Origin of the sequence: Pseudoalteromonas sp. M8, from assembly GCF_018141365.1 — a bacterium.
In the GTDB taxonomy this organism is placed as follows: domain Bacteria; phylum Pseudomonadota; class Gammaproteobacteria; order Enterobacterales; family Alteromonadaceae; genus Pseudoalteromonas.
In genome coordinates this window covers 925,266-946,129 of the sequence record NZ_CP047239.1, presented here as the reverse complement: position 1 = coordinate 946,129, position 20,864 = coordinate 925,266, and the positions used below count along the sequence as shown (strand labels likewise).

General features: G+C 42.5%; 22 protein-coding genes. 17 read left to right on the top strand and 5 right to left on the bottom strand.

What is annotated here, in order from left to right:
• Window position 1 precedes the first annotated feature (1 nt).
• Window positions 2-1,180: a radical SAM protein gene (locus GSF13_RS03840; protein ID WP_010603837.1), complete on the bottom strand. Its 1,179-nt coding sequence runs from the start codon at window positions 1,178-1,180 to the stop codon at window positions 2-4.
• A 69-nt stretch (window positions 1,181-1,249) separates the two neighbouring features.
• Complete coding sequence (locus GSF13_RS03835) at window positions 1,250-1,489, bottom strand: hypothetical protein (protein ID WP_010603836.1); 240 nt, start codon at window positions 1,487-1,489, stop codon at window positions 1,250-1,252.
• Between the two features lie 418 nt (window positions 1,490-1,907).
• On the opposite strand from GSF13_RS03835, the gene GSF13_RS03830 reads away from it, so the two are divergent.
• On the top strand, window positions 1,908-2,174 hold the full coding sequence (locus tag GSF13_RS03830) for a LuxR C-terminal-related transcriptional regulator (protein WP_211865235.1): 267 nt from the start codon (window positions 1,908-1,910) through the stop codon (window positions 2,172-2,174).
• A 195-nt stretch (window positions 2,175-2,369) separates the two neighbouring features.
• On the opposite strand, the gene GSF13_RS03825 is transcribed toward GSF13_RS03830, so the two are convergent.
• Window positions 2,370-3,245 carry a trypsin-like serine protease gene (locus tag GSF13_RS03825; RefSeq protein WP_249122631.1) on the bottom strand — a complete coding sequence of 292 codons (876 nt, stop codon included), beginning with the start codon at window positions 3,243-3,245 and terminating at the stop codon, window positions 2,370-2,372.
• A 397-nt stretch (window positions 3,246-3,642) separates the two neighbouring features.
• Here GSF13_RS03825 and GSF13_RS03820 point away from each other — a divergent pair, with 397 nt between their 5' ends.
• The 14 genes from GSF13_RS03820 to GSF13_RS03755 all read left to right on the top strand — a co-directional run bounded on the left by GSF13_RS03820 (window position 3,643) and on the right by GSF13_RS03755 (window position 15,378).
• Window positions 3,643-4,137 carry a hypothetical protein gene (locus GSF13_RS03820; protein WP_211865233.1) on the top strand — a complete coding sequence of 165 codons (495 nt, stop codon included), beginning with the start codon at window positions 3,643-3,645 and terminating at the stop codon, window positions 4,135-4,137.
• 207 nt (window positions 4,138-4,344) lie between these two features.
• The gene (locus GSF13_RS03815) at window positions 4,345-5,763 is read left to right on the top strand and encodes an MFS transporter (RefSeq protein ID WP_211865231.1); all 1,419 of its coding nucleotides are present in this window, start codon (window positions 4,345-4,347) and stop codon (window positions 5,761-5,763) included.
• A gap of 110 nt (window positions 5,764-5,873) precedes the next feature.
• Complete coding sequence (locus GSF13_RS03810; protein WP_211865229.1) at window positions 5,874-6,512, top strand: thermostable hemolysin; 639 nt, start codon at window positions 5,874-5,876, stop codon at window positions 6,510-6,512.
• Window positions 6,505-7,980 (top strand): AMP-binding protein, encoded by a 1,476-nt coding sequence (locus GSF13_RS03805; protein ID WP_206472389.1) that lies wholly within the window; start codon window positions 6,505-6,507, stop codon window positions 7,978-7,980. Before GSF13_RS03810 ends, GSF13_RS03805 begins: the two co-directional genes overlap by 8 nt.
• A 13-nt stretch (window positions 7,981-7,993) precedes the next feature.
• Window positions 7,994-8,677, top strand: coding sequence for an iron-containing redox enzyme family protein (locus GSF13_RS03800; RefSeq protein ID WP_211865227.1), 684 nt, complete (start codon window positions 7,994-7,996; stop codon window positions 8,675-8,677).
• Window positions 8,678-8,750: 73 nt separating this feature from the next.
• Window positions 8,751-9,467 (top strand): SDR family oxidoreductase, encoded by a 717-nt coding sequence (locus GSF13_RS03795; RefSeq protein ID WP_211865225.1) that lies wholly within the window; start codon window positions 8,751-8,753, stop codon window positions 9,465-9,467.
• Window positions 9,464-10,120 (top strand): hypothetical protein, encoded by a 657-nt coding sequence (locus GSF13_RS03790; RefSeq protein WP_010603827.1) that lies wholly within the window; start codon window positions 9,464-9,466, stop codon window positions 10,118-10,120. Before GSF13_RS03795 ends, GSF13_RS03790 begins: the two co-directional genes overlap by 4 nt.
• Window positions 10,117-10,779, top strand: coding sequence for a response regulator (locus tag GSF13_RS03785; RefSeq protein WP_010603826.1), 663 nt, complete (start codon window positions 10,117-10,119; stop codon window positions 10,777-10,779). Before GSF13_RS03790 ends, GSF13_RS03785 begins: the two co-directional genes overlap by 4 nt.
• Window positions 10,779-12,110 (top strand): ATP-binding protein, encoded by a 1,332-nt coding sequence (locus tag GSF13_RS03780; protein ID WP_174169586.1) that lies wholly within the window; start codon window positions 10,779-10,781, stop codon window positions 12,108-12,110. The genes GSF13_RS03785 and GSF13_RS03780 overlap by 1 nt, the downstream gene beginning before the upstream one ends.
• Window positions 12,097-12,456 carry a cupredoxin domain-containing protein gene (locus GSF13_RS03775; RefSeq protein WP_010603824.1) on the top strand — a complete coding sequence of 120 codons (360 nt, stop codon included), beginning with the start codon at window positions 12,097-12,099 and terminating at the stop codon, window positions 12,454-12,456. Before GSF13_RS03780 ends, GSF13_RS03775 begins: the two co-directional genes overlap by 14 nt.
• The gene (locus tag GSF13_RS03770; RefSeq protein WP_102058325.1) at window positions 12,446-13,177 is read left to right on the top strand and encodes a hypothetical protein; all 732 of its coding nucleotides are present in this window, start codon (window positions 12,446-12,448) and stop codon (window positions 13,175-13,177) included. Before GSF13_RS03775 ends, GSF13_RS03770 begins: the two co-directional genes overlap by 11 nt.
• Window positions 13,167-13,874 carry a hypothetical protein gene (locus GSF13_RS03765; protein WP_174169585.1) on the top strand — a complete coding sequence of 236 codons (708 nt, stop codon included), beginning with the start codon at window positions 13,167-13,169 and terminating at the stop codon, window positions 13,872-13,874. Before GSF13_RS03770 ends, GSF13_RS03765 begins: the two co-directional genes overlap by 11 nt.
• Window positions 13,875-13,986: 112 nt before the next feature.
• Entirely contained in the window at window positions 13,987-14,817 is an 831-nt protein-coding gene (locus GSF13_RS03760) for an alpha/beta hydrolase (protein WP_206472395.1), read from the top strand.
• 351 nt (window positions 14,818-15,168) lie between these two features.
• On the top strand, window positions 15,169-15,378 hold the full coding sequence (locus tag GSF13_RS03755; protein WP_010603820.1) for a cold shock domain-containing protein: 210 nt from the start codon (window positions 15,169-15,171) through the stop codon (window positions 15,376-15,378).
• Window positions 15,379-15,506: 128 nt separating this feature from the next.
• Here GSF13_RS03755 and GSF13_RS03750 read toward each other — a convergent pair whose 3' ends face one another.
• Window positions 15,507-15,950 carry a hypothetical protein gene (locus tag GSF13_RS03750; protein ID WP_174169583.1) on the bottom strand — a complete coding sequence of 148 codons (444 nt, stop codon included), beginning with the start codon at window positions 15,948-15,950 and terminating at the stop codon, window positions 15,507-15,509.
• A gap of 178 nt (window positions 15,951-16,128) precedes the next feature.
• On the opposite strand from GSF13_RS03750, the gene GSF13_RS03745 reads away from it, so the two are divergent.
• A complete protein-coding gene (locus tag GSF13_RS03745) occupies window positions 16,129-16,470 on the top strand; it encodes a zinc ribbon domain-containing protein YjdM (protein WP_010603818.1) in 342 nt (113 codons plus the stop codon).
• On the opposite strand, the gene GSF13_RS03740 is transcribed toward GSF13_RS03745, so the two are convergent.
• Entirely contained in the window at window positions 16,467-17,459 is a 993-nt protein-coding gene (locus GSF13_RS03740) for an integron integrase (protein ID WP_206472397.1), read from the bottom strand. The two genes, GSF13_RS03745 and GSF13_RS03740, sit on opposite strands and share 4 nt — an antisense overlap.
• A 418-nt stretch (window positions 17,460-17,877) precedes the next feature.
• Between GSF13_RS03740 and GSF13_RS03735 the strand changes: the two genes are divergently transcribed.
• Window positions 17,878-20,658: an ATP-binding protein gene (locus tag GSF13_RS03735; protein ID WP_211865223.1), complete on the top strand. Its 2,781-nt coding sequence runs from the start codon at window positions 17,878-17,880 to the stop codon at window positions 20,656-20,658.
• The last annotated feature ends 206 nt before the right edge of the window (window positions 20,659-20,864 follow it).

The window sequence follows — 20,864 nt, the reverse complement described above, 5'->3', positions numbered from 1 at the left end:
TTTACTTCCCTTCTATAATTTTAAGGATTTCATCTTTAGGATAGCCATTGGAGACTAAATGCTGAGTAATTTCAAAATATAATGCACTTATTGCCTCGCAAAACACGGATGGGTTATTAAACCCGTTGTTTTTACTGTATCTATTTTCTAAGTCTCCGCCTCTGCAGAGCTTCTCCCATACACAGTCTTTACAGCCTTCAGGTGTTTCTTTGTAAATTTTATCTATCTCTTTAAAAATTTCGTGTTCCAAAAATGATCTTAATGTGGTTTCTTTTACGTTGCTTGTTGGCGCCATTTTTCGCCATTCACTCGTTGGAATGAATGAATCATCAATGGTTATCGTTCCATCTGATTGAATACAAATTATTTGATTGTTTATTATTTCTTTTCGATCATATGGTCTATTGTCTCCTCCTTCCCTCTTTTGAAATATTCTAAATTTGTCTTCAATTTGACGTGTTGAAAAATTATTAGTTTCTCTCCAAAGATTAAAAATATCGAGCACTGCTTTTTTATAATCATTGATTGTTGTATTGTTAGGGAATGGGTCGTCATGACTTATATCTGGGAATAAGAAGCTTAAATTTTTTATATTTAAATCTTCAACTAAGTGCTCAGTGATTTTTTTATAGTCAAAGGTGCCATTTAATACGCTAATGACACCAGGCTGAGTAAGTCGTCCTTCGGAGGCCGCCTTGGTTATAAGTTCAGTGCCCGCCTTTATTTTGTCATAAGAGCCTTTACCATTGTGGTCGATTCTGAATTTATCATTGAAGCTCTTTGGGCCATCAATACTTAAGCCTGGACTCACCTGATATTTCTCGAAGAGCGTAATCCACTCTTCAGTAACTAGAGTTACATTAGTTTGTACTGATAACTTCAACTGGGTATGCTCAGACAGCCCTTTACTTAGTTTTTCACATAAATCTGAAAACTTTTTAAGCGGGAGCATCAAAGGCTCCCCACCATGTAAAGCTATCTCGATAACAGAAATCTTTATTTCTTTTAATGAACGAAGGAGGAAGTCAATTAAGTCATCAACGGTTTTGCCTGAAATTAATGCAGGTCTATCTTTGTAAGAATCATCGCCACCAAAAAAATAATAGCAATATGTACATGCTAAATTACATCTTTCAGATACTTTTAATATAACCTGCAATCTATCTATAGACTTTAGCATTATTATCTCTTTCTATTTTTAGGCTAAAAGTAGCCCATGCTTTTGCATTACATGGGCATAGATTTATACTTATGAACAGCGCTGGCTGTAACTTCCAGAACCTTGAGTGTAACCACTCCCATCATTTCTCTGGTCGTAACTTCCTCCATTTTGTCCATAGCCAGGATTTGAGCCACCACACTGGGCGTAGTTTCCACCTGAAATGGAAGGTAATACTTCAGGCTCTAGTAGCTTAGTCACTAGTGGGCTTTCTGTTACCTTTCCCTCGTGTTGTTGTAGTTGGTTGAATAAATTACTTTTTTCTATCATGAGCTTTCCTTGTAAAAGATTGTTATTAATATCTCGAATTACAGAAGTCTATGTCTGGAGGCATTACTTCGTAATTCATTCGTAGTGACGTTGTCATATCAATCAGCTCTTATTGGCCTTAAAAGTTAATAATGTTTACTTTTGTACCTTAATGCTGAACTTTTAATTTATCAGTACGTAAGTTAAATGAAACTATCTAAGTGGGTAGTTTTGAGGCGACCAACTTTTGCCAAATGGTTATAGCTGCTGAGGAGTTGCGAGTGATGCTGTTGCGCTGAAAATTGTTTGATGTATACCGCTTCAGATAACAGCTGCTATCAATATGAAAGTAAATGAAGGGTTGTTTTTATTGAGGTGAAAGCATTTGAATGTTAATGTTGAGTTTAAAGGTAATTTTTATGTGATCAAGGAGGTGGGTATGTCTTGCTGTTTTTCTAAATTATCAAGCCGAGAGCGTGATGTATTACTACTTTTATTATCAGGGAAGTCCTATAAAGACATTGCATTTGAGCTGCATGTTTCATCAAATACCGTGAAGTTTCATTGTGGAAACATTTACGACAAGCTGGGTGTTGCCAATAGAAAAGTGCTGTCGGCTAGGTACTTTAGACATGATGTATTGGAGCAGAATGAGGCTGTAAATGATAAACTACAATACAATGACGCCAAAGAGCCTATCATTTAGCTTGCTATTGTTTATTAAAGCTCAAAGGGAAGCAGAGACAAGCTTAAATTTAACAAAGACTTGTCACTACTTGGCAAACCATTCCTGTAAGCTTTTAGTCGCAGTGGCTGTTTTATCACAACGATCAACATACCTTATTACCTTCGTAAATTTAGCAACCGCCTTATGGTTTGCTTTTTAGACGCGCTTTACCTGCTACTGGCCTTTATTGATATGCTTATTTATCCAATCTTGGTAATAAGATACACGCGTTAATACTGCGGTTGAACCGTATTTTCCTAAAGTATAATTTTCCAAATCGCCTTCAATTTCTCTCCATGCAGCTAATCCAACCAATACCGGAGTTGAGCCTTGATAAATGATTGCTGCGCCGCCGCTATCTCCTGAGCCTATAGTGCCTTCTAACGGTAGCGCATCGGTTCCTTGTTCGAAGGTAAATCTGAGCCAGTGTGCTTTTGCTTCTGTGATCACGTTGTTGTAAACATGCATTTGATAGTCGTCTTGAGTGAAAGCCCAATCTGAGAAAAATTTGGTGACTTGGTACCATGCATAGGTAGTTAAGCTTGGTCCCTCAGAGTCGTGCTCTTCACCCGTTATTCCCGTTCCGATAGCGCCGCGACCAAACCCGGTTATTTCCATGCCTAACTCTTCATTTCCCTCATATATAGCGATGGGTTGAATGTGTGTCACAGGCTTACTTAAGCGAATTAACGCAATGTCTTTGGCGTTATTTAGCTGCTCCATAAGCGGTGCCGGGTCGCCTTCACTCCAATCACCTTCTACCTTTTTGTAATCCGGGTGAATAATGATTTGTGCGATTTGATTTTCAACGCCATGTACCATGATAGGTTTGTCTTGGTAGTCATACATAAACGTATAAATGACGTGAGCTGGTGCCAATAACCAATGCTTATCGATTAACACCGAACCGCCTTGAAATGGCATATCAACATAAAACTGCGGAATGCTGTTAACCTTATACAAGTCAGGGTCAACATCATGTCTTTTGACAACCGCATGGTTCTGAAAAGAGGTAAACATGAGCAAAAAAATGGCAAGGTATTTCATCATTATTCCTTATTTATTATATTGTTATTATTTCCAAAGTGGCCAATAAATCATCATACTGAAACTTTCTTTTCAATGCATCAATGAATGTACCTATTTTCATACGATGCTCGCTCCCTCAAAAATATCTGCACGCTCACCAGATTAAAATAAATAAAAACAAATGGTTATTGTCATGCTATGACGCCAAAAATATTGCAAATTAGCTGGGAAATATGATTGATAAGAAATGTGACTGGTGCAATCAAGTTTGTGAGGTAACAGCACTAAGGTAAAGTTAATTTACGTGCTCTAGGCTATTTGCCGTTTATGCAATCAAAAGCGAGTTGCTTGCAAGGAGATCTCTGAAAGCTAAATCGCTTTGCGGCAATCACATAAAATAAATTGAAAGGAACAACGCATGATAAGGATGATATTTGCAACTTTTCTATTGCTTTGGGGCATGCAGGTTAGCGCTCAAGAGCTTATCTTATCGAAGGTCGTCAAGTTAAATGTTGACTCACCTATCACTATTTCGCATGTGTCTGAAACGTTAGTGTTGGCGTTTAAAGACAGTGAATTACTTCACGAAACTTTAGATCCGCAAAAGTTTGTACCTGCTGTTGATTTATCTGGGCATGAACATCAATTTGTACGGAGTTTATTTGAGGTCGATTCAAGAATGAAATTGCCTGCTTGGCTCAAGATACTTTCAGAAGAGGTCGCAAGCACCTATCAAATACAGAATGTCCAACAAAAATCTATTCAAGAAATTACGATATTTAGTAGTTACAACAAAGAGGAAACACACGGGATAGCGTTTGTTCTTGAAGCGCAAGTAATTCATAAAATAGAGGTTTTTGGACAACAATTACAGTTTGAAAATGTGATAAATAACATAGCGACAAGGTTTTAGGGATCTAATAATCAAAGTGCTGTGCCGGCGATCCAATCACTGCTGCTCAGCACGTTAAGTTACTGGCTTTCGATTCGCTAAAACTATCTAAGGCTTTGCTGTTAATCCAATCAAGCTTCTAACCTAACCACACGCTTGACCTCAAGTTCACTTGAAGTAGTACAGTCACCTCTTATTAGCATGGCGCAATGGTAGGAGTGGTAACGCATGTTAGAAGATACGGTAAATACAGAGGATCAAACTGCGCTGGGAGCCGGACAAAAGCGGGTGTTGTTCAGCTTGGCTGTGGTACTCATTTTGCCAACGCTTGGCATGAGTAGTATCAATGTCTTGTTGCCAACACTTGCTGAGGAGTTTGGCGTGGGGCAGGCATTGGTGAATTGGGTCGTTGTGGCATATTTGCTTTCGCTTACCGCGTTTATTCTTGGTGCTGGCGCTGTTGGAGATAGCGTTGGCCGAAAAAGGGCGCTTCGCATTGGAATCAGCGTCTTTTGTGTGGGTTCCATTGTCGCTGGACTGAGCGTAAATCTTTGGATGCTGATTGCTGCTAGGCTGTTCCAAGGCATTGGCGCTGCGCTGTTATTATCTCAAGTATTTGCACTGGCAAGCGTTGCGATGCCAAGGCGTAAAGTTGGACTTGCAATGGGGCTACTCGGTACTACCGCTGCGATTGGCACGGCACTGGGGCCATTGCTAAGTGGCGCAATGCTAGAGTGGTTATCATGGCAGTTCACTTTTTGGTTGATGATATTGCTTGGTGGTGCAGCTTACTTTTTAATAGCAAGATTTCTGCCTGATGATGTCGCAAATCCACCTGAGCCGCAGCGTTTTGATGTTATTGGAAGCGTGTGGCTGTCGGCGTCATGCCTATTTTATGTGTTGGCTATGCCATCGAGTAGTTCGTTTAGTCTTGTCTTGCATAGCGTATTTTTCTTATTTTCAGTGGCTTTTATCTACTGTTTTGTACAAAGCCAAAAGCGTGCTCAATTTCCACTTGTGAGTTTGGCTTTTCTGAAACACAAGCTACGCAACACCTCGTTAATCGTGAGCTTTATAGTTGACGCCATCGCGATGTCGACATTAGTTGTCGGGCCTTTTTATCTCACTTATGCGTTAGGGCTAAGCCCGGTTACGGTTGGTCTTATTGTGTCTATCGGACCTTGTATTGCTGCTGTCGCTGGTTATCCGTCAGGCGAGGTGGTTGATCATTTTGGCATCGCGTTTGCCATGTTTTTGGGCTTGCTGATGATCCTCATTGGGACAATTAGCTTTGCAATCCTACCTTCATTATTTGGACTTTATGGCTATGTTGTCGCGTTATTTGTGTTAACTCCCGGAAGGCAGTTGTTTCTAGCGGCTCACCATACCTTTGTGATGACGACAGTAGCCGAAAAAGAAAAGGGCATGGGATCAGGGCTCATTAATTTATGTAAAAACTTAGGGCTAATGACCGGAGCCTCATTACTTGGTGGTGTATTTAGCGTGTTGTTGCAGGTCAAGAGTGCGACCTTGGCAAGCCCTGCACAGCTGAATATGGCATTTTCACTGACCTTTTTACTCGCCGCACTGTTTATTTTGGTCTCGCTCGTTGCCGTATTTGTGATTAGCCGAAAGCAAGCGTTTTAAAACTGGAATGCGTATCTAGAAAAATTTTTCCTCCCTTTTTTCAAGCTTAAGGTTTTCTTAATTTTCGCTTTTTAAAGTTTTTACATCAGAACAGGAAAGGTGTGAAAACGATGGGTGAAGCACTACAAGCAACAAACTCACAAAGTCGTCTTAGATGGGCAAACAAGACTTGCGGTGCGCGCGCTGAATTGGAGCACGCTATCCACAGTGGTTTTGCCAATGCTTTTGGCGCTGACATTCATGAGTATTATCCCCTTTTAAGCCATTTAAACTACCGCCAAAGCGATTGCTTTTTAGGTCTTAGATTTGCAGCCAAAGACGCATTATTTGTGGAGCAGTATCTTAATCGTGCGGTAGAGCAGTGCCTCTCAACGGTTTCAGAGCGTAATCATATCGCAGAACTTGGCAATTTGTTCTCAACCGGCCGAATGGCAACGTTAAGCCACTTCATTGTACTGACTCAAGCACTGCTTGAGAGTGACATCCGCTACTTGGTGTTTACGGCAACCAAACAAGTGCGTGCATTGATGAAGTTATGCCAAGTCGAGGTTAACAAGATTTCTTTGGCACACGGCACTATCGCCTCAGCCAAAGATTATGGCAGCTATTACCAATGTGCTCCCATGGTTTGTTCGGTCGATTTACATCAAGCCCAGCAGGTGATCACAAACACTGAAATGTATCAACACTTACTACAAGGACTCGAGGTGGAAGTCGCGAGCTTAAAAGAGGCATTTTTATATGTGTGATTTCTTAAAAAAACTGCCACATCAAGACAGTGATGTGATTTTACAACAAGGGCAAACTCGTCTCACTTTTGCTGAGGTAAAGTCTTACACGCAAGCATTGGCTGAGCGCTTTATTGTGATGAGTGGCGAGAGTGTTGCGGTCTCTCTAGACAACTCTATCGCTTGGTTATTGGTAGATTTTGCACTATTACAAGCGAATAAAGTGTCTATTCCAGTACCTCATTTCTTTACCACAGCGCAAGTTGAACACACCCTTGAGCAGTCAAAAGCAAACTGGTTGATCAGCGATACCAAGCTTGAAAATAGCGCTGAATATTCGGTGTTAGATGTCTATGGTCAAGCAATCTATGTATATCAAACTAGGTGTGAAAGCACGGGAATCTATTTTCCTAAAACGCAAAAGATAACTTATACCTCAGGTTCAACAGGCGAACCAAAAGGCGTATGTCTGTCGGTTGAAAACCAGCTTGTCGTGGCGAGCAGTTTATGCGAAACCATCGCACTTAATCGGCCTAAGCACTTATGTTTATTGCCGCTACCTGTGTTGCTAGAAAACATCGCGGGTGTGTATGCGCCGCTACTCAGTGGTGGCATGGTTGAGGTAACCGAACTTGCGTCGCTAGGCTTTTCGGGGAGCCAGTTGCTATATCCACAAAAGTTGCTGCAAAAGATAAGTGAAGTACAACCAAATAGCTTAATTTTAGTGCCAGAGCTACTGCGTTGCCTGATAAGCGCTGCACAGCAAGGGTGGCAACCCCCTGCAAGTTTACGCTTTATTGCGGTCGGTGGCGCTAAAGTTGACACTGAACTGCTACAGCAAGCTAAACGGCTGGGCTTACCTGTGTTTCAAGGGTATGGGCTTTCCGAGTCGGGGTCTGTTGTTGCACTGAATACTGGTGAGCAAGATGGCAGCGTTGGTAAGTTACTGCCTCATATTCAGGCACGTATTGTGGCAGATGAGCTAGAGATCAAAGGTAATAACTTTTTAGGTTACTTAGGCGGCGAAGCGATAGCCCAAGATGCGTGGTTAAAAACTGGCGACAGAGTGTCCAAGCGTGAGCAGCATTTTGTCATCGAAGGTCGGCTAAAAAATCTTCTGATCAATAGCTTTGGACGCAATATTTCTCCCGAGTGGCCGGAGTCCGTTTTGCTTGCTTATGTACCTTTACTGCAATGCGTGGTGGTGGGTGATGGCAAGCCATTTTTAACGGCGCTTATTTACACCCCGACACAACTAACAGCTGCTGTGATTGATAACGCCATTGAGCTTGCCAACCAGCAACTCCCTGATTACGCCCAAATAAAATGTTATGTGCGCGTAGAGGAAGCCTTTTCGGTAGGTAACGGCATGCTTACCGCGAACGGGAGACCTAAACGCGACGTGATTTTAGCTAATTTCGCGCAGCAAATTTCAGCGCTTTACTCCCAGAATCAATACGAAGCGGCAGAGCCGGTAGCTTCGGTTTAAAAGGAAAACGACAATGAGTAACTTTTACCAAACCCTACAATCCGAAACGGAACAAGCGCGCCAATATCTACTAAGCGCACCCATTATTCATGATGTTTTTCATGGTCAGATCACCAAAGGCCAATACGTTTCATTTTTACAGCAGGCGTTTCATCACGTAAAGCACACAGTACCACTCCTTATGGCGTGTGGCGCAAGACTAGATGACAGTAAAGAATGGTTGCGAGAAGCGATAGGGCATTACATCGAAGAAGAAATGGGACACCAAGAGTGGATCCTTAATGATATTGTCGCCTGTGGTGTGGATAAAGAAGTAATACGTCATAGCATGCCAAGCTTCGCAACTGAAATGATGGTGTCTTATGCGTACGACAGTATCGCTCGTAAACATCCATTGAGCTTTTTTGGCATGGTTAATGTGCTTGAGGGCACTTCCATCGCACTTGCCGATGATGCAGCTCGTCAAATTGCGAATAAACTTGGTCTGCCTCGTAGCGCATTTTCCTATTTAACATCTCATGGCGCGTTAGATGTTGAGCATATTGACTTTTTTGCAGGGCTGATGAACAAGATCAGCTGTGAAAAAGAGCAAGCGATCATTATTCACAGCGCTAAACAGTTTTATCGCTTGTACGGCGACATATTCCGCAATATTGAAGCGGTGCCTTCAGGTGTTGAATTTGCGGAGGTAGGTTGATGAAAGCAACAAAACTTGCCGTTATCACCGGGGGATCTCGGGGATCGGTCGGGCCATTAGTAAACAGTTGGCCATGCATAATTGGCGTTGTTTGCTGATTGGTCGGGACAGCGAAAAATTAAAGCAGGTGATAGCGGGGTTATCTGGAGAGCACGATTATCTTGCTTTGGATATCACCGCTGAGGACGCTGCGACACAAATCGCGAGAAAAGCGGCGACTATGGGTGGGGTTGACTTACTCGTCAACAACGCGGGCATTAACACCATGGCTGGGTTTGCTGAAATTTTACCAACTGACTTAAAAAAGCAGATGGAGACGAATTTATTGGCGCCCATGCTAGTTAGTCAAGCCTGTTTACCACAACTGATCTCAAGTCATGGCACCATAGTTAACCTAGGTTCAGCGTTTGGCTCTATCGGCTTTCCATATCAAAGCAGTTATTGCGCAAGCAAGTTCGGTTTGCGTGGTTTTACAGAGGCACTGACGCGGGAACTCGATAACCAAGTAGCGGTTAAATATCTCGCGCCACGCGCAACCACAACTGAAATGAATGACGACCGCGCGACAGCTGTAAACCATGCACTAGGCAATCAGATGGACTCGCCAGAGGTCGTCGCACAAGCCTTTATGAAATTGCTCCATAGCAACACCAAACGTGCTGCCATTGGTTTTCCTGAACGGTTTTTTGCGAGACTTAATGGCTTGCTACCAGAGCTTGTTGATAACGCATTAATCAAAAAAGTGAAAACCATCCAAACCATTTTTTCCACTAAGGAGTCATTACGATGAACGCACTAAAAACCTTGTTAGCTTCAGCAACATTACTGGTATTCAGTCAAGGTGCTTGGGCAGCATTTGACGATGATCTTAGCCAAGTCCAAACTAAATGGGCAACGGTAAATTATGAAACCGAGGGCGATGCCCAAGAAAAAGCATTTGAAGAGCTGGTTAAGCAGTGCGTGGCATTTGTTGAACAATATCCAGATCGCGCTGAAGCTTACATCTGGCGTGGTATTGTGCAGTCGAGCTTTGCTGGAGCGAAAGGTGGCTTGGGGGCGCTTGGTCTTGCCAAAGATGCAAAAGCCTCATTCGAAAAAGCCATTGAACTTGATAAAAACGCACTGTCTGGTTCTGCATTAACGAGTTTAGGCACGCTCTATGCTCAGGTCCCAGGCTGGCCAATTGGGTTTGGCAGCGATAAAAAGGCGAAAAAGCTGTTCCAAGAATCATTAGCGATCAATCCGGCAGGAATTGATGTAAACTATTTCTATGCACAGTTTTTATATGACGAACGTGATTATAGTGCCGCACTTGCGCACTTAAAAAAAGCGCAGAATGCGCCAAGCCGTCCAGGTAGAGAAAAAGCCGATGAATACCGTCAAGAAGAAGTGGCACAGCTACTGGCGAAAGTCGAAAAAAAGCTAAAAAGAAGGAATAAATGAGGCTATTACTTGTAGAAGATGATGAGCTACTGGCACAGGGGCTTATCGCATCACTCAAAAAAGAAGGGTATGCCATTGAGCATGCGCCGACGCAAAGACAAGCAATCAGTTTTGTTGAATCTGGTGAATTTGAGCTGGTGGTGCTTGACCTAGGTCTACCCGACGGAGATGGTTTAGCGGTACTCAGGGCGCTAAAAAAAACCAAATCGCAAACCGCTGTGCTCATTCTAACGGCGAGAAATAGTCTTGATGATAAAATTGCAGGGCTGGATTTAGGGGCTGATGACTATTTGGCTAAGCCGTTTGAGCCAAAAGAACTGTTTGCGCGTTTACGGGTGATTGGTCGACGCTTCACCAAACAAGTTAGCAGCACCTTGAGCTGCAACGATGTCGTGTTAGATCTTGCCAGTCACGAGGTGCTTGTAAGTGGTAGCGCTCAAGAATTACCTCGTAAAGAATATATGCTACTCAAGGCGCTGATGGAAAACAGCGGCCGTGTGCTGTCTAAAACTCAGTTAGAATCTAAGCTCTATGATTGGGGAGAAGCTTTGGGCTCTAATGCTATTGAGGTGCATATTCACCACCTCCGCAAGAAAATGCCCGATGGATTTATCAAAACACTGCGTGGCATTGGCTACGTGGTTGGCAAGGGGGCTTAGTGGGCACGAGAAGCTCGCTTGGAGGTGCTTCAATAACGAGAAAGTTGACCCTAATTTTAGTGTCAGCTTTGGTGCTGACTGCATCCATGGCGCTGCTACGGGGTTATCACTCCAGCATGGCGATGGCACAAGCACAATTAGACAGCCATTTAGAGTCCATCGCAACACTCGTTAATGCTCAAGTTACTGCGACTACCTTGCCCAGTGCTGCGGGTAACAACGCATTTTACTTTTTAGTGCTTGAACACAATCAAGTTGTTGCGGGCAGTGAGTTACTTGCTAAGTACAAGAACAAGCTTAAATATCATGCTGGGTTTAGCACCCAAAATGTGGGAGCAACTAGACTCAGAACCTTCAGTGAAGCGTTTGGCGAAAGGCAAATACTGGTAGCAGAGCCGGTACAAAAGCGTTTTGCCCTTGCTGAAGGCATGATTGTCTCCGCAATGACGCCGCTGGTGGTGATTATGCCGTTTCTTGCGGTGTTTATCGCATGGATTATTTATACGGCGTTAAAGCCTTTACGAGATCTTTCTAGAGAGCTTAGACGACGTAACCCCAAAGACTTTACGCAGCTGGCAGTGCAAAGCGACAAAGCGGAAGTGGCAATCGTTATCGCGACGCTAAATGACCTCTTTCAAAAAGTTGAAGTCGCGTATCTTAAAGAGCGTTATTTTGCTTCCGATGCCGCTCATGAGTTAAAAACGCCGATCGCAAGCTTAAAAATCCACCTGCATAATTTAACGCACGATACTAAGCATCCCAGTGCCATTGCTATGTCAAAAGGGCTTGAGCAGCTAAACCATGTGGTTGAGCAAATGCTGACGTTAGCGCGTACAGAGCCAGAACTGTGGCATAAGCAATTTGCGCAGCAAGACTTAGTGGTATTAACTCAAGACTTGATTGCTAACTGTTACCCGAGAATTGAACAAAAATCACAAAATATCAGCTTAGAGGGATCAGAAGCGACCTTAGAGGGCTGTGAGTTCACATTAACCACATTATTTTCTAATCTAATTGGTAATGCTATTAAATACACGCCAATTGAAGGTGACATAGAAGTAAAAATTCAGCAGCATGCGCAGCGGGTTGTATGGCAAATCGATGATTCGGGTTGTGGTATGTCGGATGCGGAAATAGAACGAATTTTTGACAGATTTTATCGCGTTGGTGGAGATAAACACCCTTCAGGGGAAAAAGGGGCAGGTTTAGGAATGGCGATAGTCAATCATATAATTACAATTTACCATGCAGATATCTCTTTTGCTCGTAGTCATTTAGGCGGGCTTAGAGTTTGTGTAAATTTACCGAGGGGGCTGGATGCTAAGGACTAAGGTCTCTTCGCTGTCTTTCGCGCTTGGTTTGCCTTTGGCGACCTGTAGTTTCGCCTTGTGGGCGGAAGAAAGTTATACCATTATTCTTAAAAATCATTTGTTTACACCTGCACAAGTTGAGGTTCCTGCAAATCGTAAAGTAAAGCTCATCATCGAAAATCAAGACCCTCAGGTTGAAGAGTTTGACAGTTTTGATCTTAATCGTGAAAAAGTGCTCTTTCCAAACCGTAAAAGTGTGATTTATATCGGCCCGCTAGCACCCGGTGAATATAGTTTTTTTGGTGAATTTTCACCAAATACAGCACAAGGTATCGTTATCGTGAAGGAGCCAAACAATGCTTCTTAATGCGGTGGTGGTGAGCGTGAACCAATTATTACCAGTAACTGTACTTTGGGTACTATTAGCACAATGTACCAATGCTGCTTTACCACTTAAAACGACACTCATCGCGTTGAGTGCGGGGCTAGTCGGCTGTTTTGGCATATGGTTTTTGGGTGGAGAAATAGCCTCGAGTTTTGATTATCGCGGGTTCGAGTTATTGCAAATAGGACTGCTACTCAGTTTATTTTGCTTAATGATTGCAACAAAACGCACCGGACGTACGGCACTTGCTGCCTTGGCCTTTGGATTAGCCGTGGTACTGTATTTGCACCATTTGGCAAGCTTTGCGTTCTCTTACTCAAAGCCAGCGGATGGTCAAACCCTCGCTATTGGCACCTCGCTCGGTGTGGGGATCTGTTTGAGCTTTTCTATTCTACTCTTCTTTTTCCTTGATTGGTTGAAGAGTAAGCACTTACCTTGGTTGTTGCTATTGTTATTGGCTTTACACGGTGCGAGTAAGGTGTCGATTGCATTGGACTTGGCGCTTCAAGTGGACTTAATTAGTGCCGCCAGACTTGAAATTGACTTGCGACAAATTGTGGACGAACACAGTGTTGTTGGTCGAGTGCTAAGAGTATTAGTGGGGTATGAAGCAACACCAAATGCTGCGACGCTTGCAGGGTTTGGAGGCGCGTTGATTACGTTCTTGGGATGTACATATTGGAGAACAGCGCATGCGAAATAATGTTTTACTCGCGCTGCTGGTGAGTTTCTTTGGGATTGTAGCGTTTAGTGCAAAAGCGGATGGTATGGTGGTGGACAAAGTTTATCATCCATACGTTTTACCGCTTGAACGTGAGTTGGAGTGGCGACTACTATCTCGCCAAACCGAGCAAGGGAATGTGTTGGCACAGCGTTTAGGACTTGGTTGGAGCCTCACCGAGACAATGACCATCGAAGGTTACGCAATAGGTGAGCGTGACGATGAGGGCAATTTTGACTTGGCAGCTTACGAGCTAGAGTCGCGGTGGCAATTTGTAGAGCAAGGGCGCTACTGGGCGGATATAGGCATGTTGTTCGAGCTTGAAAAACGCCATAAATTCGATGCCTATGAAGCTACCGCAGGGTTTTTATTTGAGAAGGAATTTGGCCGCACGAGCCTTACCATGAATGCATTTTTGGTGAGGGAGTGGGGTAAGGACATTGAGGATGAATGGGAATCTGAGTTTAGAGCGCAACTGCGCTACCGCTTGTATAGTGCTTTTCAGCCTGCAATTGAAGTCTATGTCGGAGAAGACTTTTTTGGTGTTGGTCCGGGTTTTATCGGATTGCATCGATTCGAAGGTCAAAAACAGCTGAAATGGGAAGCGGGTTTTATTTCGGAGATCAGCCAATCCGGCAAAGATCATAGCTTTAGACTCGCATTGGAATTTGAGTTTTAAGCGCCGCTTTTACTTTGTTTAAATAAAGGGGAGATGCAGCAAAAATGTCATTAGCTTATGGTGCATCTAGCTGCTAACTTTAGAGTCGAACTATAGATATCAAGGAAACGATATGTATCGCACGCTAACTTTATTGGGGTTGTTGTTCGTTAATAGTGCTTATGCACAGATTGCGCTTGAACGCGATATTCAAGAGCACATCGTGGTTGCGAACAAAGTATCTTTGCAGGTTTATCATGTTGCGGGCAATGAACCTGCCGTTGTTTTTGAAAGTGGCTCTGCAGCGCCTGCCATTTATTGGACACCAGTAATGATGGGTCTCGCGCAGCAAGTACCCAATGCATTGGTGGCCTATAACCGTGAAGGTTATGGCAAAAGCGAGCTTAGCCGCAGAGCCTATAGTATTGATACAGATAATCGTAATCTTCGTGAAGTGTTGAGAACGCTTGATATTCGGCCGCCATTTATTTATGTTGGTCATTCATACGCATACTATGTAATGCAAAACTACATCACCTATTATCCAGAGCAAGTTGCAGGCTTGTTGTATGTTGACCCTGTGACCGTTTACTTCATCGATAAAACCCATGCCTTAGCGCAGGATAAGCTACTTAAACCCTTGAGTACTCTGCCAGAAAATACCTTCGGTGAAGCTCTGCGCCGGGAAACTCAAGCGCTAAGTGAAACCGTTGCGAGTGTTCGGGCGCATCAAGCACCTGATCATATACCATGTCGTGTTATCGTTGCCCAAAGACCATTTGATCCAACTCAGCGCGATGTTAAAGCATGGCGAGAAGGACAAGAAGCATTGGCATCACATTGTGATTCTGAGCTAATTATTGCCAAGGGAAGCGACCACACCGTACCTATGAAAGCCCCGCAAGTGGTTGTCGAGCAAGTGGTGCAATTAATTCGGGAATTAGAGTCAAAAAAGTCTCTCTAGCTTTATGAATATTTTATTGCAATCTCTATTATTTACACAGGGTTAGGGGAATAATGTGTTTAAAAAATAGGGTGTTGAAAAAGCCGTGAAAAAAATATTGATATTTGTCATTAGCAAGTCATATTGATGATTAAAAATACATTGACTTAGGGCGGAATCCCTATATGATGTTCATAGACAGAATTTGAGTCAGTGTTTTAAAATCTCCATTACGTTGTTGTATAAGTGTTTGCTTGTAGTAGTACCGTCCTGAAGTTTTATCCACTCTACAAATTTAGGTCTATGCGCCCACATGGGCATAGCTCATCAATGCGCAGCATTGGTTTTTGTTTTTATATCAGGATTAGTATTATGTCTAACACTCTTACAGGTACCGTTAAGTGGTTTAACGAGTCTAAAGGTTTTGGTTTCATCGCTCAAGAAAATGGCCCTGACGTGTTCGCACACTTCAGCGCAATCAAAGGTGACGGTTTCCGTACACTTGCTGAAGGCGAGAGAGTAGAATTCACAGTAACTGACGGCCAGAAAGGTCCTCAAGCTGAGAACATCGTTAAGCTTTAATCGCTTAATTGATGAAGAAAAAGCAAGCTAAGGCTTGCTTTTTTTGTGCCTAAAATATTGCTATTTGCTCCCTCGGGTTGAGTGAATAATGAACAAACTGGTATAGCGCGGCTAGACAGATTAACCCCTCAAATTAGCATTGTATTTCTGTGTGTCTTGGCGAGATGTTCAAGCGTATTGATCGCCGAAGCATAAATCTCTCGCGATGTTTTATTGAGCCCGCCGCTAGCTGCTGAGATTTCAAATGTACGCTTCATATCACCAAGTAAATTGATTTTTTCGTGAGGATTTTCAGTTATTGATATTGGCGCGCCGATAGCCATCATTTGGCCTGAATCAATAAATCCTCCTTCGAATAGTTCTCGGGACATAGCCCGTACTTCCGCCGCTGAAATGTTGTGAACGTTGTAGTTAGAGGCAATAGTTTGCCAATTATGTTCGGCACTGTTTGCGGTTTGGCTAATAGAGACTCGGGTGTCTTTCTGTACTGCTTCAGCCTCTTTTGGTTGATGCGGGCTATGGCTGCTATAAGTTTCTGGTGATCCAACCTCCTGGGTTTGGCTAACAAGCATAGGTAATCCTTTATATGATGAAATGTAGAACAATAATTGAGCAATTATCGTGCCGCAACATTTTGGGTAGCTATTCTTAATTCAATAGCGAGTTAAAGAAGAATATAGAGGACGCTCCAGTCACTTTTACAGTATCATATGTCCATGATACACAGTCTTAAAAGTGATACGGTTAATTATGTCTTTACCACCTTGCCCCAAGTGCAATTCTGAATATGTTTATCAAGATCAAAGTCAGCTAATATGCCCTGAATGTGCTTACGAATGGGATCCAAACGCGACTGCTACCGAGGACGACATTCAAGTAAAAGATGCCAATGGCACACTATTAGTGGATGGCGATAAAGTCACTGTGATTAAAGATCTTAAGATTAAAGGCAGCTCACAAGTCATTAAGATTGGCACCAAGGCTTTGGTAAGGCGTGTGCTGGATAAAAAAGACCACGAACTTGACTGCAAGGTTGATGGCGTAGGTGAAATGATGGTTACGGCGAAATTTGTGAAAAAAGCAAATACTTAAGTGGGTAAGTGTTCAGAGGTTATGGAGTTTTGAAGTTGCTCCAGTGGGCTGAGGGTGGTGCCAAATCTTGTGCCAATAACATGAGTATATCTTTCAGTTGTACGAATATCAGTGTGGCCCAAAAGCTCCTGAACAGTTCTGATATCGGTTCCGTTGATTAATAGTTGTGTTGCAAACGTGTGTCGGAAAGTATGAGCTTTAACTTGTTTTGGGATATTGCATTGCTTAACGGCGCTCCTTAGCTGTTTTCTAAAAGCGGTTTCGTGTATGTGATGCCGGCAAATATAGCCATCATGGGGGTGCTGACAGCGAGTAGTGGAAGGAAAAAGGTACTGCCATGAAAGATCTTTAGCTGCATTTTTATATTTTTTGATAAGAGATACAGGCAAAGATGTAAAACCAAAGCCCGCTTTTATATCTTGCTGATGTACCATGGTTGCATATTCGATTTGCGCCGTTAATTGCGAATGCAATGACTTGGGCAGCAGCGTATATCGGTCTTTTTTGCCCTTTCCTCTAAATACAAATAGAGTGCTATTAGTAAAGTTGATATCTTTTATTCTCAGGTGTAAGGCTTCGTTTATTCTGAGCCCACAACCATAAAGAAGAGATGCGACTAATTGATACTTGCCATGTAGCTTAGAGATAATCATCATTGCCTCTTCATGAGTTAGTACACATGGGATTGCTTGCTCTTTTTTAGTTAGCGTGTATTTTAACCCTTGAATTTCCCGCTGTATCACATAGCGATATAAAAAAATAAGGGCACACAACGCTTGGTTTTGCGTTGCGCTACTAACTTGCTTGTTGACCGCAAGGTGGTTTAAAAAACGCTCAACTTCTTGATTGCCCATTTGCTCAGGGTGCTTTTTATCATTAAACAAAATGTAGGACTTAATCCAAAATAGGTAGGACTTCTCTGTTCTGATGCTATAGCGTTTTGTTCTAAGCTCTAGCCTAACAGACTCTAAAAATGGTGATCTAGGCATTTTGAATCCTTTGTTCACTGTTTATTTATACAGTTTTAAGTGACAGGTAACAAAATTGCAAGGTAAGCTGCCTAATGTTTTAAGAAAAGATCAATAACGAGAAATAAAAAGGCTCGGATATCTCGTAAGTGCCATTTAAAACTGAGTATTTTTAATATGTTAGCTATTTGCAACTTGTTCTTAGCGAGCCAATTTGTGGCTCGGATAAGTCCCAACTCGTTTTTTCAGGTAATTTGCATGTTGAAATGACAAAGTTTGGCTGGTAACTTACTAAAAATATTAAATAAAGTTAACTTGAATGTTGTATTCATTTCTCTTGTGGATAAGTGAGATATTCAGGAATTCATGCTAATAAGCTGTCATGTGTCCGATAGTTACGTTGTCAGTAAGAAGTTTATAGAATAGAGAAAGGGAAATAATGAAAGTAAGAGATTCCATTACTGAGCTTAAAGAGACAAAGCTTTATACTCAGCTATTATCTCTCGACTCAGAATATGCTGAGCGAATTAAAACATTTGTTCGTGCAATTGAGCCTCTTATGGCGTCAATCAAGAACTATTTCCCATACTATACACGGCATGATGTGCATCATGGTTATCAAGTTGTTCATAGGATGGAGCAATGTTTACTTGGAGCTTGCTTCGATGTTGAGTTGCCAGAAGCCCTTACAGCTCAGGAAATATTTTTACTGATTGCAGCAGCATATGCTCATGATTTAGGGATGGCCGTATTCCCTGGGGAAGAAGAATCATTGAGAGCAAAGCTTGGGCTTAGTTCCCAAGATGGTTGGAAGACTAGTGAAGATCTTCAAAACCATTTAAGGAAGAACCATTCAAATCGTGGTGGCAGATATATAGAGGAACATGCAGAGTCTCTGGCAGTTCCTCGTAACCTTGTTTCGGCTTTGGACCTCATGATGAAGGCCCATAATTATTCCATTCCTCAACTTGAAAAAGAACTTTATCGCCCATTTGCGGCTGGTCAGAAAGAAAGCGACCTAGCTCAGTTAGCAGTAATTGTATGTGTTGCAGACGCTATTGAGTTTAGTGACACACGCGTTGTTGATGGTGTCCTTGAGCAACTGGTGAAAGACCAAAGTTCTCCAGCCAAGATATCGTATGCAGAAAACATGAAGCATGTATGTACCGGAGATAGTCTTGCAGTAGCCCAAGACGGCCGTATTATTGTGAGCGGAACATTTTCCGATGAAAATGTATTGGCGCTTGCCCATCGAACTTTTGACCAAATGGAAGAATGGATTCAAGGTTACAGTGATATTGACCACCGCTCTAATGTTAAGCGCTTGAAAATAAGAGGAGGCACATTTCATCGTGACCTTACACTTAGTCACGGAGAATTTCATCGCCTCGGGGTTAGGTTAAATAAGAGAAATGTCATTGACCTCATCGCATCTAATGCGATTTGGCGACGAGATCAAGGTATAGCCCTTCGAGAATTAGTTCAAAACTCTGTAGAGGCATGTCGGTATAGAGCGCATCATTCTGCGCCGTCAGATAAGTATCACCCAGAGGTACGTGTTGCTTTCAACAGAGACAGCCATTCTGTCTCTGTCTCAGATAATGGTTGTGGGATGTCTGAGCGTACGGTTCTGAATAACTTGTTAACAGTCGGTAGCAGTAGGTCCTGTGAAGTCACATACACTGAAAGTGACTATTCACCAATTGCTCGTTTTGGCATTGGTTTCTGGTCCGTCTTCACTATTTCAGACATTGCTACAGTATCTACTGCGGCATTTGAAAATTACAGAGGCAAGCCCAATGACGCTCAATGTGCGCGGGGTTTCGAGTTTAATGTTCAACTTGAAAATTTAAAAGACTATACGGTTTTTAGACCTGTAGATAGAGCTTGTGGAACTAATATCTCTTTAAAGCTCAAGCCAGACGTAGTCATTGACGATATTTACATTGCGCTTAAGAATCAGATACTTTGTTCAATGGTTTCTTTGACTCTTGAGTTGGATGGAAATGAAGAACGTATTGAGGTAGAGGTACCTGATGTAAATGAAGAGCTACTTTTCGGAGTGCGCCGTCAGAAAGCTAGCAGCTTAGATATTAAGGTCTTTAAATTCCATGAAACAACGCCTAAAGCATCTTTGAAGTTTGGATTGGCATATAGAATGGAAAATAATAAGGCTACATTTACATCTGAGCCGAATAAGAGCATGTTTAATGTGATGGAAGGTCATGGAATACATAGGCAACGATCGGCTATTTGTGGTTTTTCGGTTCCTATTCGAGTATCGTCTTTTTGTATTGACGTACTTAGAGTTGGTACTTATCACATGAACTCACTTACGCCGAAAGGCTTTGAATTTTCTATCGATAGGCAGCAACTCAACAACAATGCCGCAGAAAAGCAATATACTGATGAAGTGCGTAACCTCTTTCATAAGGGGTATCGTAGCTTTCTCAAAAGTACAGAATCTTATGATCCTGAGACGATTCATACCTTACAGAACGAAGCAGCAAGTAACGGCGGAAATGTTTATGATACATTCACGGGTTCGGAACTTGCTATAGCCTATCAAAACTACCCAGACTTAATATGTAACAAACTCACTCCTGTCGAACCAACCTCACGATTGCAAGACTCGGTTATGAATGCAAAGTTTATTAATTTAACTGAGTTGGCTGATATAGAAGGAATAGTCTTTTGCTTACAAGGGCAGCGCAATTTTCAAAATGGCGGGGCTTACTTTCCGTTAGAGAGTCCCCAGGCGTTTGAACTTGCTTATGCTTGCGTTCAGGGATTTGTTAAACAATATAGCCCCAACATTCCAGTCTATATAATGCAACCTGACCGGAATTTCTCTATGCTCTTTGACAATGACCCTTTAGCTTCAGCGAGAGTGTTGCCTATAGGTAACGATTTAGAGGTCAGTCTGCTAAACATCCAGCTAAGCAGAGTTAACTATAAGGGTAGACCTGTCAATGTGGTTCCTGACATAAGTGGGCGCTGGTCTGGTACCATTTATTGGCGAGAATTCCAAACACCTGATGATAAGCCTTATTTATTTCTTGGGCGTCACCGAGTCTTAGTTAAGCCAGAAACTGCACTTCACTCATATCTAAAAAAACTAGCTGATGACAATCGCTTTGCTACTATCGCAAATACAATTCATCTATTACGAGAGGATGAAGCAGGACACAACCCTGAAGCTCTATCTGCGTATGTCTAAAGGAGCTTTGGGTTTAGCTAAAGACACATAACAAAGCATTTAAGAGTGATTCGCAACGCTTGGCCGTTTCGCTTCGCTCAAGTATAGCCAAGCGCCGCTCACACCTTAATGCGGCGTTGAGGCTGTAGAATTACTCTTTTCAGGTACTGGATTGTTGGTTTTAGATTGACAGTTTCTTAACCTTGAATCGAGTTGGTTACTGTGAT

Bases quoted from the DNA above. Each gene is read 5' to 3' on its own strand.
- GSF13_RS03840 (WP_010603837.1), bottom strand. From the start codon at position 1,180: ATGCTAAAGTCTATAGATAGATTGCAGGTTATATTAAAAGTATCTGAA.
- GSF13_RS03835 (WP_010603836.1), bottom strand. From the start codon at position 1,489: ATGATAGAAAAAAGTAATTTATTCAACCAACTACAACAACACGAGGGA.
- GSF13_RS03830 (WP_211865235.1), top strand. From the start codon at position 1,908: ATGTCTTGCTGTTTTTCTAAATTATCAAGCCGAGAGCGTGATGTATTA.
- GSF13_RS03825 (WP_249122631.1), bottom strand. From the start codon at position 3,245: ATGATGAAATACCTTGCCATTTTTTTGCTCATGTTTACCTCTTTTCAG.
- GSF13_RS03820 (WP_211865233.1), top strand. From the start codon at position 3,643: ATGATAAGGATGATATTTGCAACTTTTCTATTGCTTTGGGGCATGCAG.
- GSF13_RS03815 (WP_211865231.1), top strand. From the start codon at position 4,345: ATGTTAGAAGATACGGTAAATACAGAGGATCAAACTGCGCTGGGAGCC.
- GSF13_RS03810 (WP_211865229.1), top strand. From the start codon at position 5,874: ATGGGTGAAGCACTACAAGCAACAAACTCACAAAGTCGTCTTAGATGG.
- GSF13_RS03805 (WP_206472389.1), top strand. From the start codon at position 6,505: ATGTGTGATTTCTTAAAAAAACTGCCACATCAAGACAGTGATGTGATT.
- GSF13_RS03800 (WP_211865227.1), top strand. From the start codon at position 7,994: ATGAGTAACTTTTACCAAACCCTACAATCCGAAACGGAACAAGCGCGC.
- GSF13_RS03795 (WP_211865225.1), top strand. From the start codon at position 8,751: ATGCATAATTGGCGTTGTTTGCTGATTGGTCGGGACAGCGAAAAATTA.
- GSF13_RS03790 (WP_010603827.1), top strand. From the start codon at position 9,464: ATGAACGCACTAAAAACCTTGTTAGCTTCAGCAACATTACTGGTATTC.
- GSF13_RS03785 (WP_010603826.1), top strand. From the start codon at position 10,117: ATGAGGCTATTACTTGTAGAAGATGATGAGCTACTGGCACAGGGGCTT.
- GSF13_RS03775 (WP_010603824.1), top strand. From the start codon at position 12,097: ATGCTAAGGACTAAGGTCTCTTCGCTGTCTTTCGCGCTTGGTTTGCCT.
- GSF13_RS03770 (WP_102058325.1), top strand. From the start codon at position 12,446: ATGCTTCTTAATGCGGTGGTGGTGAGCGTGAACCAATTATTACCAGTA.
- GSF13_RS03765 (WP_174169585.1), top strand. From the start codon at position 13,167: ATGCGAAATAATGTTTTACTCGCGCTGCTGGTGAGTTTCTTTGGGATT.
- GSF13_RS03760 (WP_206472395.1), top strand. From the start codon at position 13,987: ATGTATCGCACGCTAACTTTATTGGGGTTGTTGTTCGTTAATAGTGCT.
- GSF13_RS03755 (WP_010603820.1), top strand. From the start codon at position 15,169: ATGTCTAACACTCTTACAGGTACCGTTAAGTGGTTTAACGAGTCTAAA.
- GSF13_RS03750 (WP_174169583.1), bottom strand. From the start codon at position 15,950: ATGCTTGTTAGCCAAACCCAGGAGGTTGGATCACCAGAAACTTATAGC.
- GSF13_RS03745 (WP_010603818.1), top strand. From the start codon at position 16,129: ATGTCTTTACCACCTTGCCCCAAGTGCAATTCTGAATATGTTTATCAA.
- GSF13_RS03740 (WP_206472397.1), bottom strand. From the start codon at position 17,459: ATGCCTAGATCACCATTTTTAGAGTCTGTTAGGCTAGAGCTTAGAACA.
- GSF13_RS03735 (WP_211865223.1), top strand. From the start codon at position 17,878: ATGAAAGTAAGAGATTCCATTACTGAGCTTAAAGAGACAAAGCTTTAT.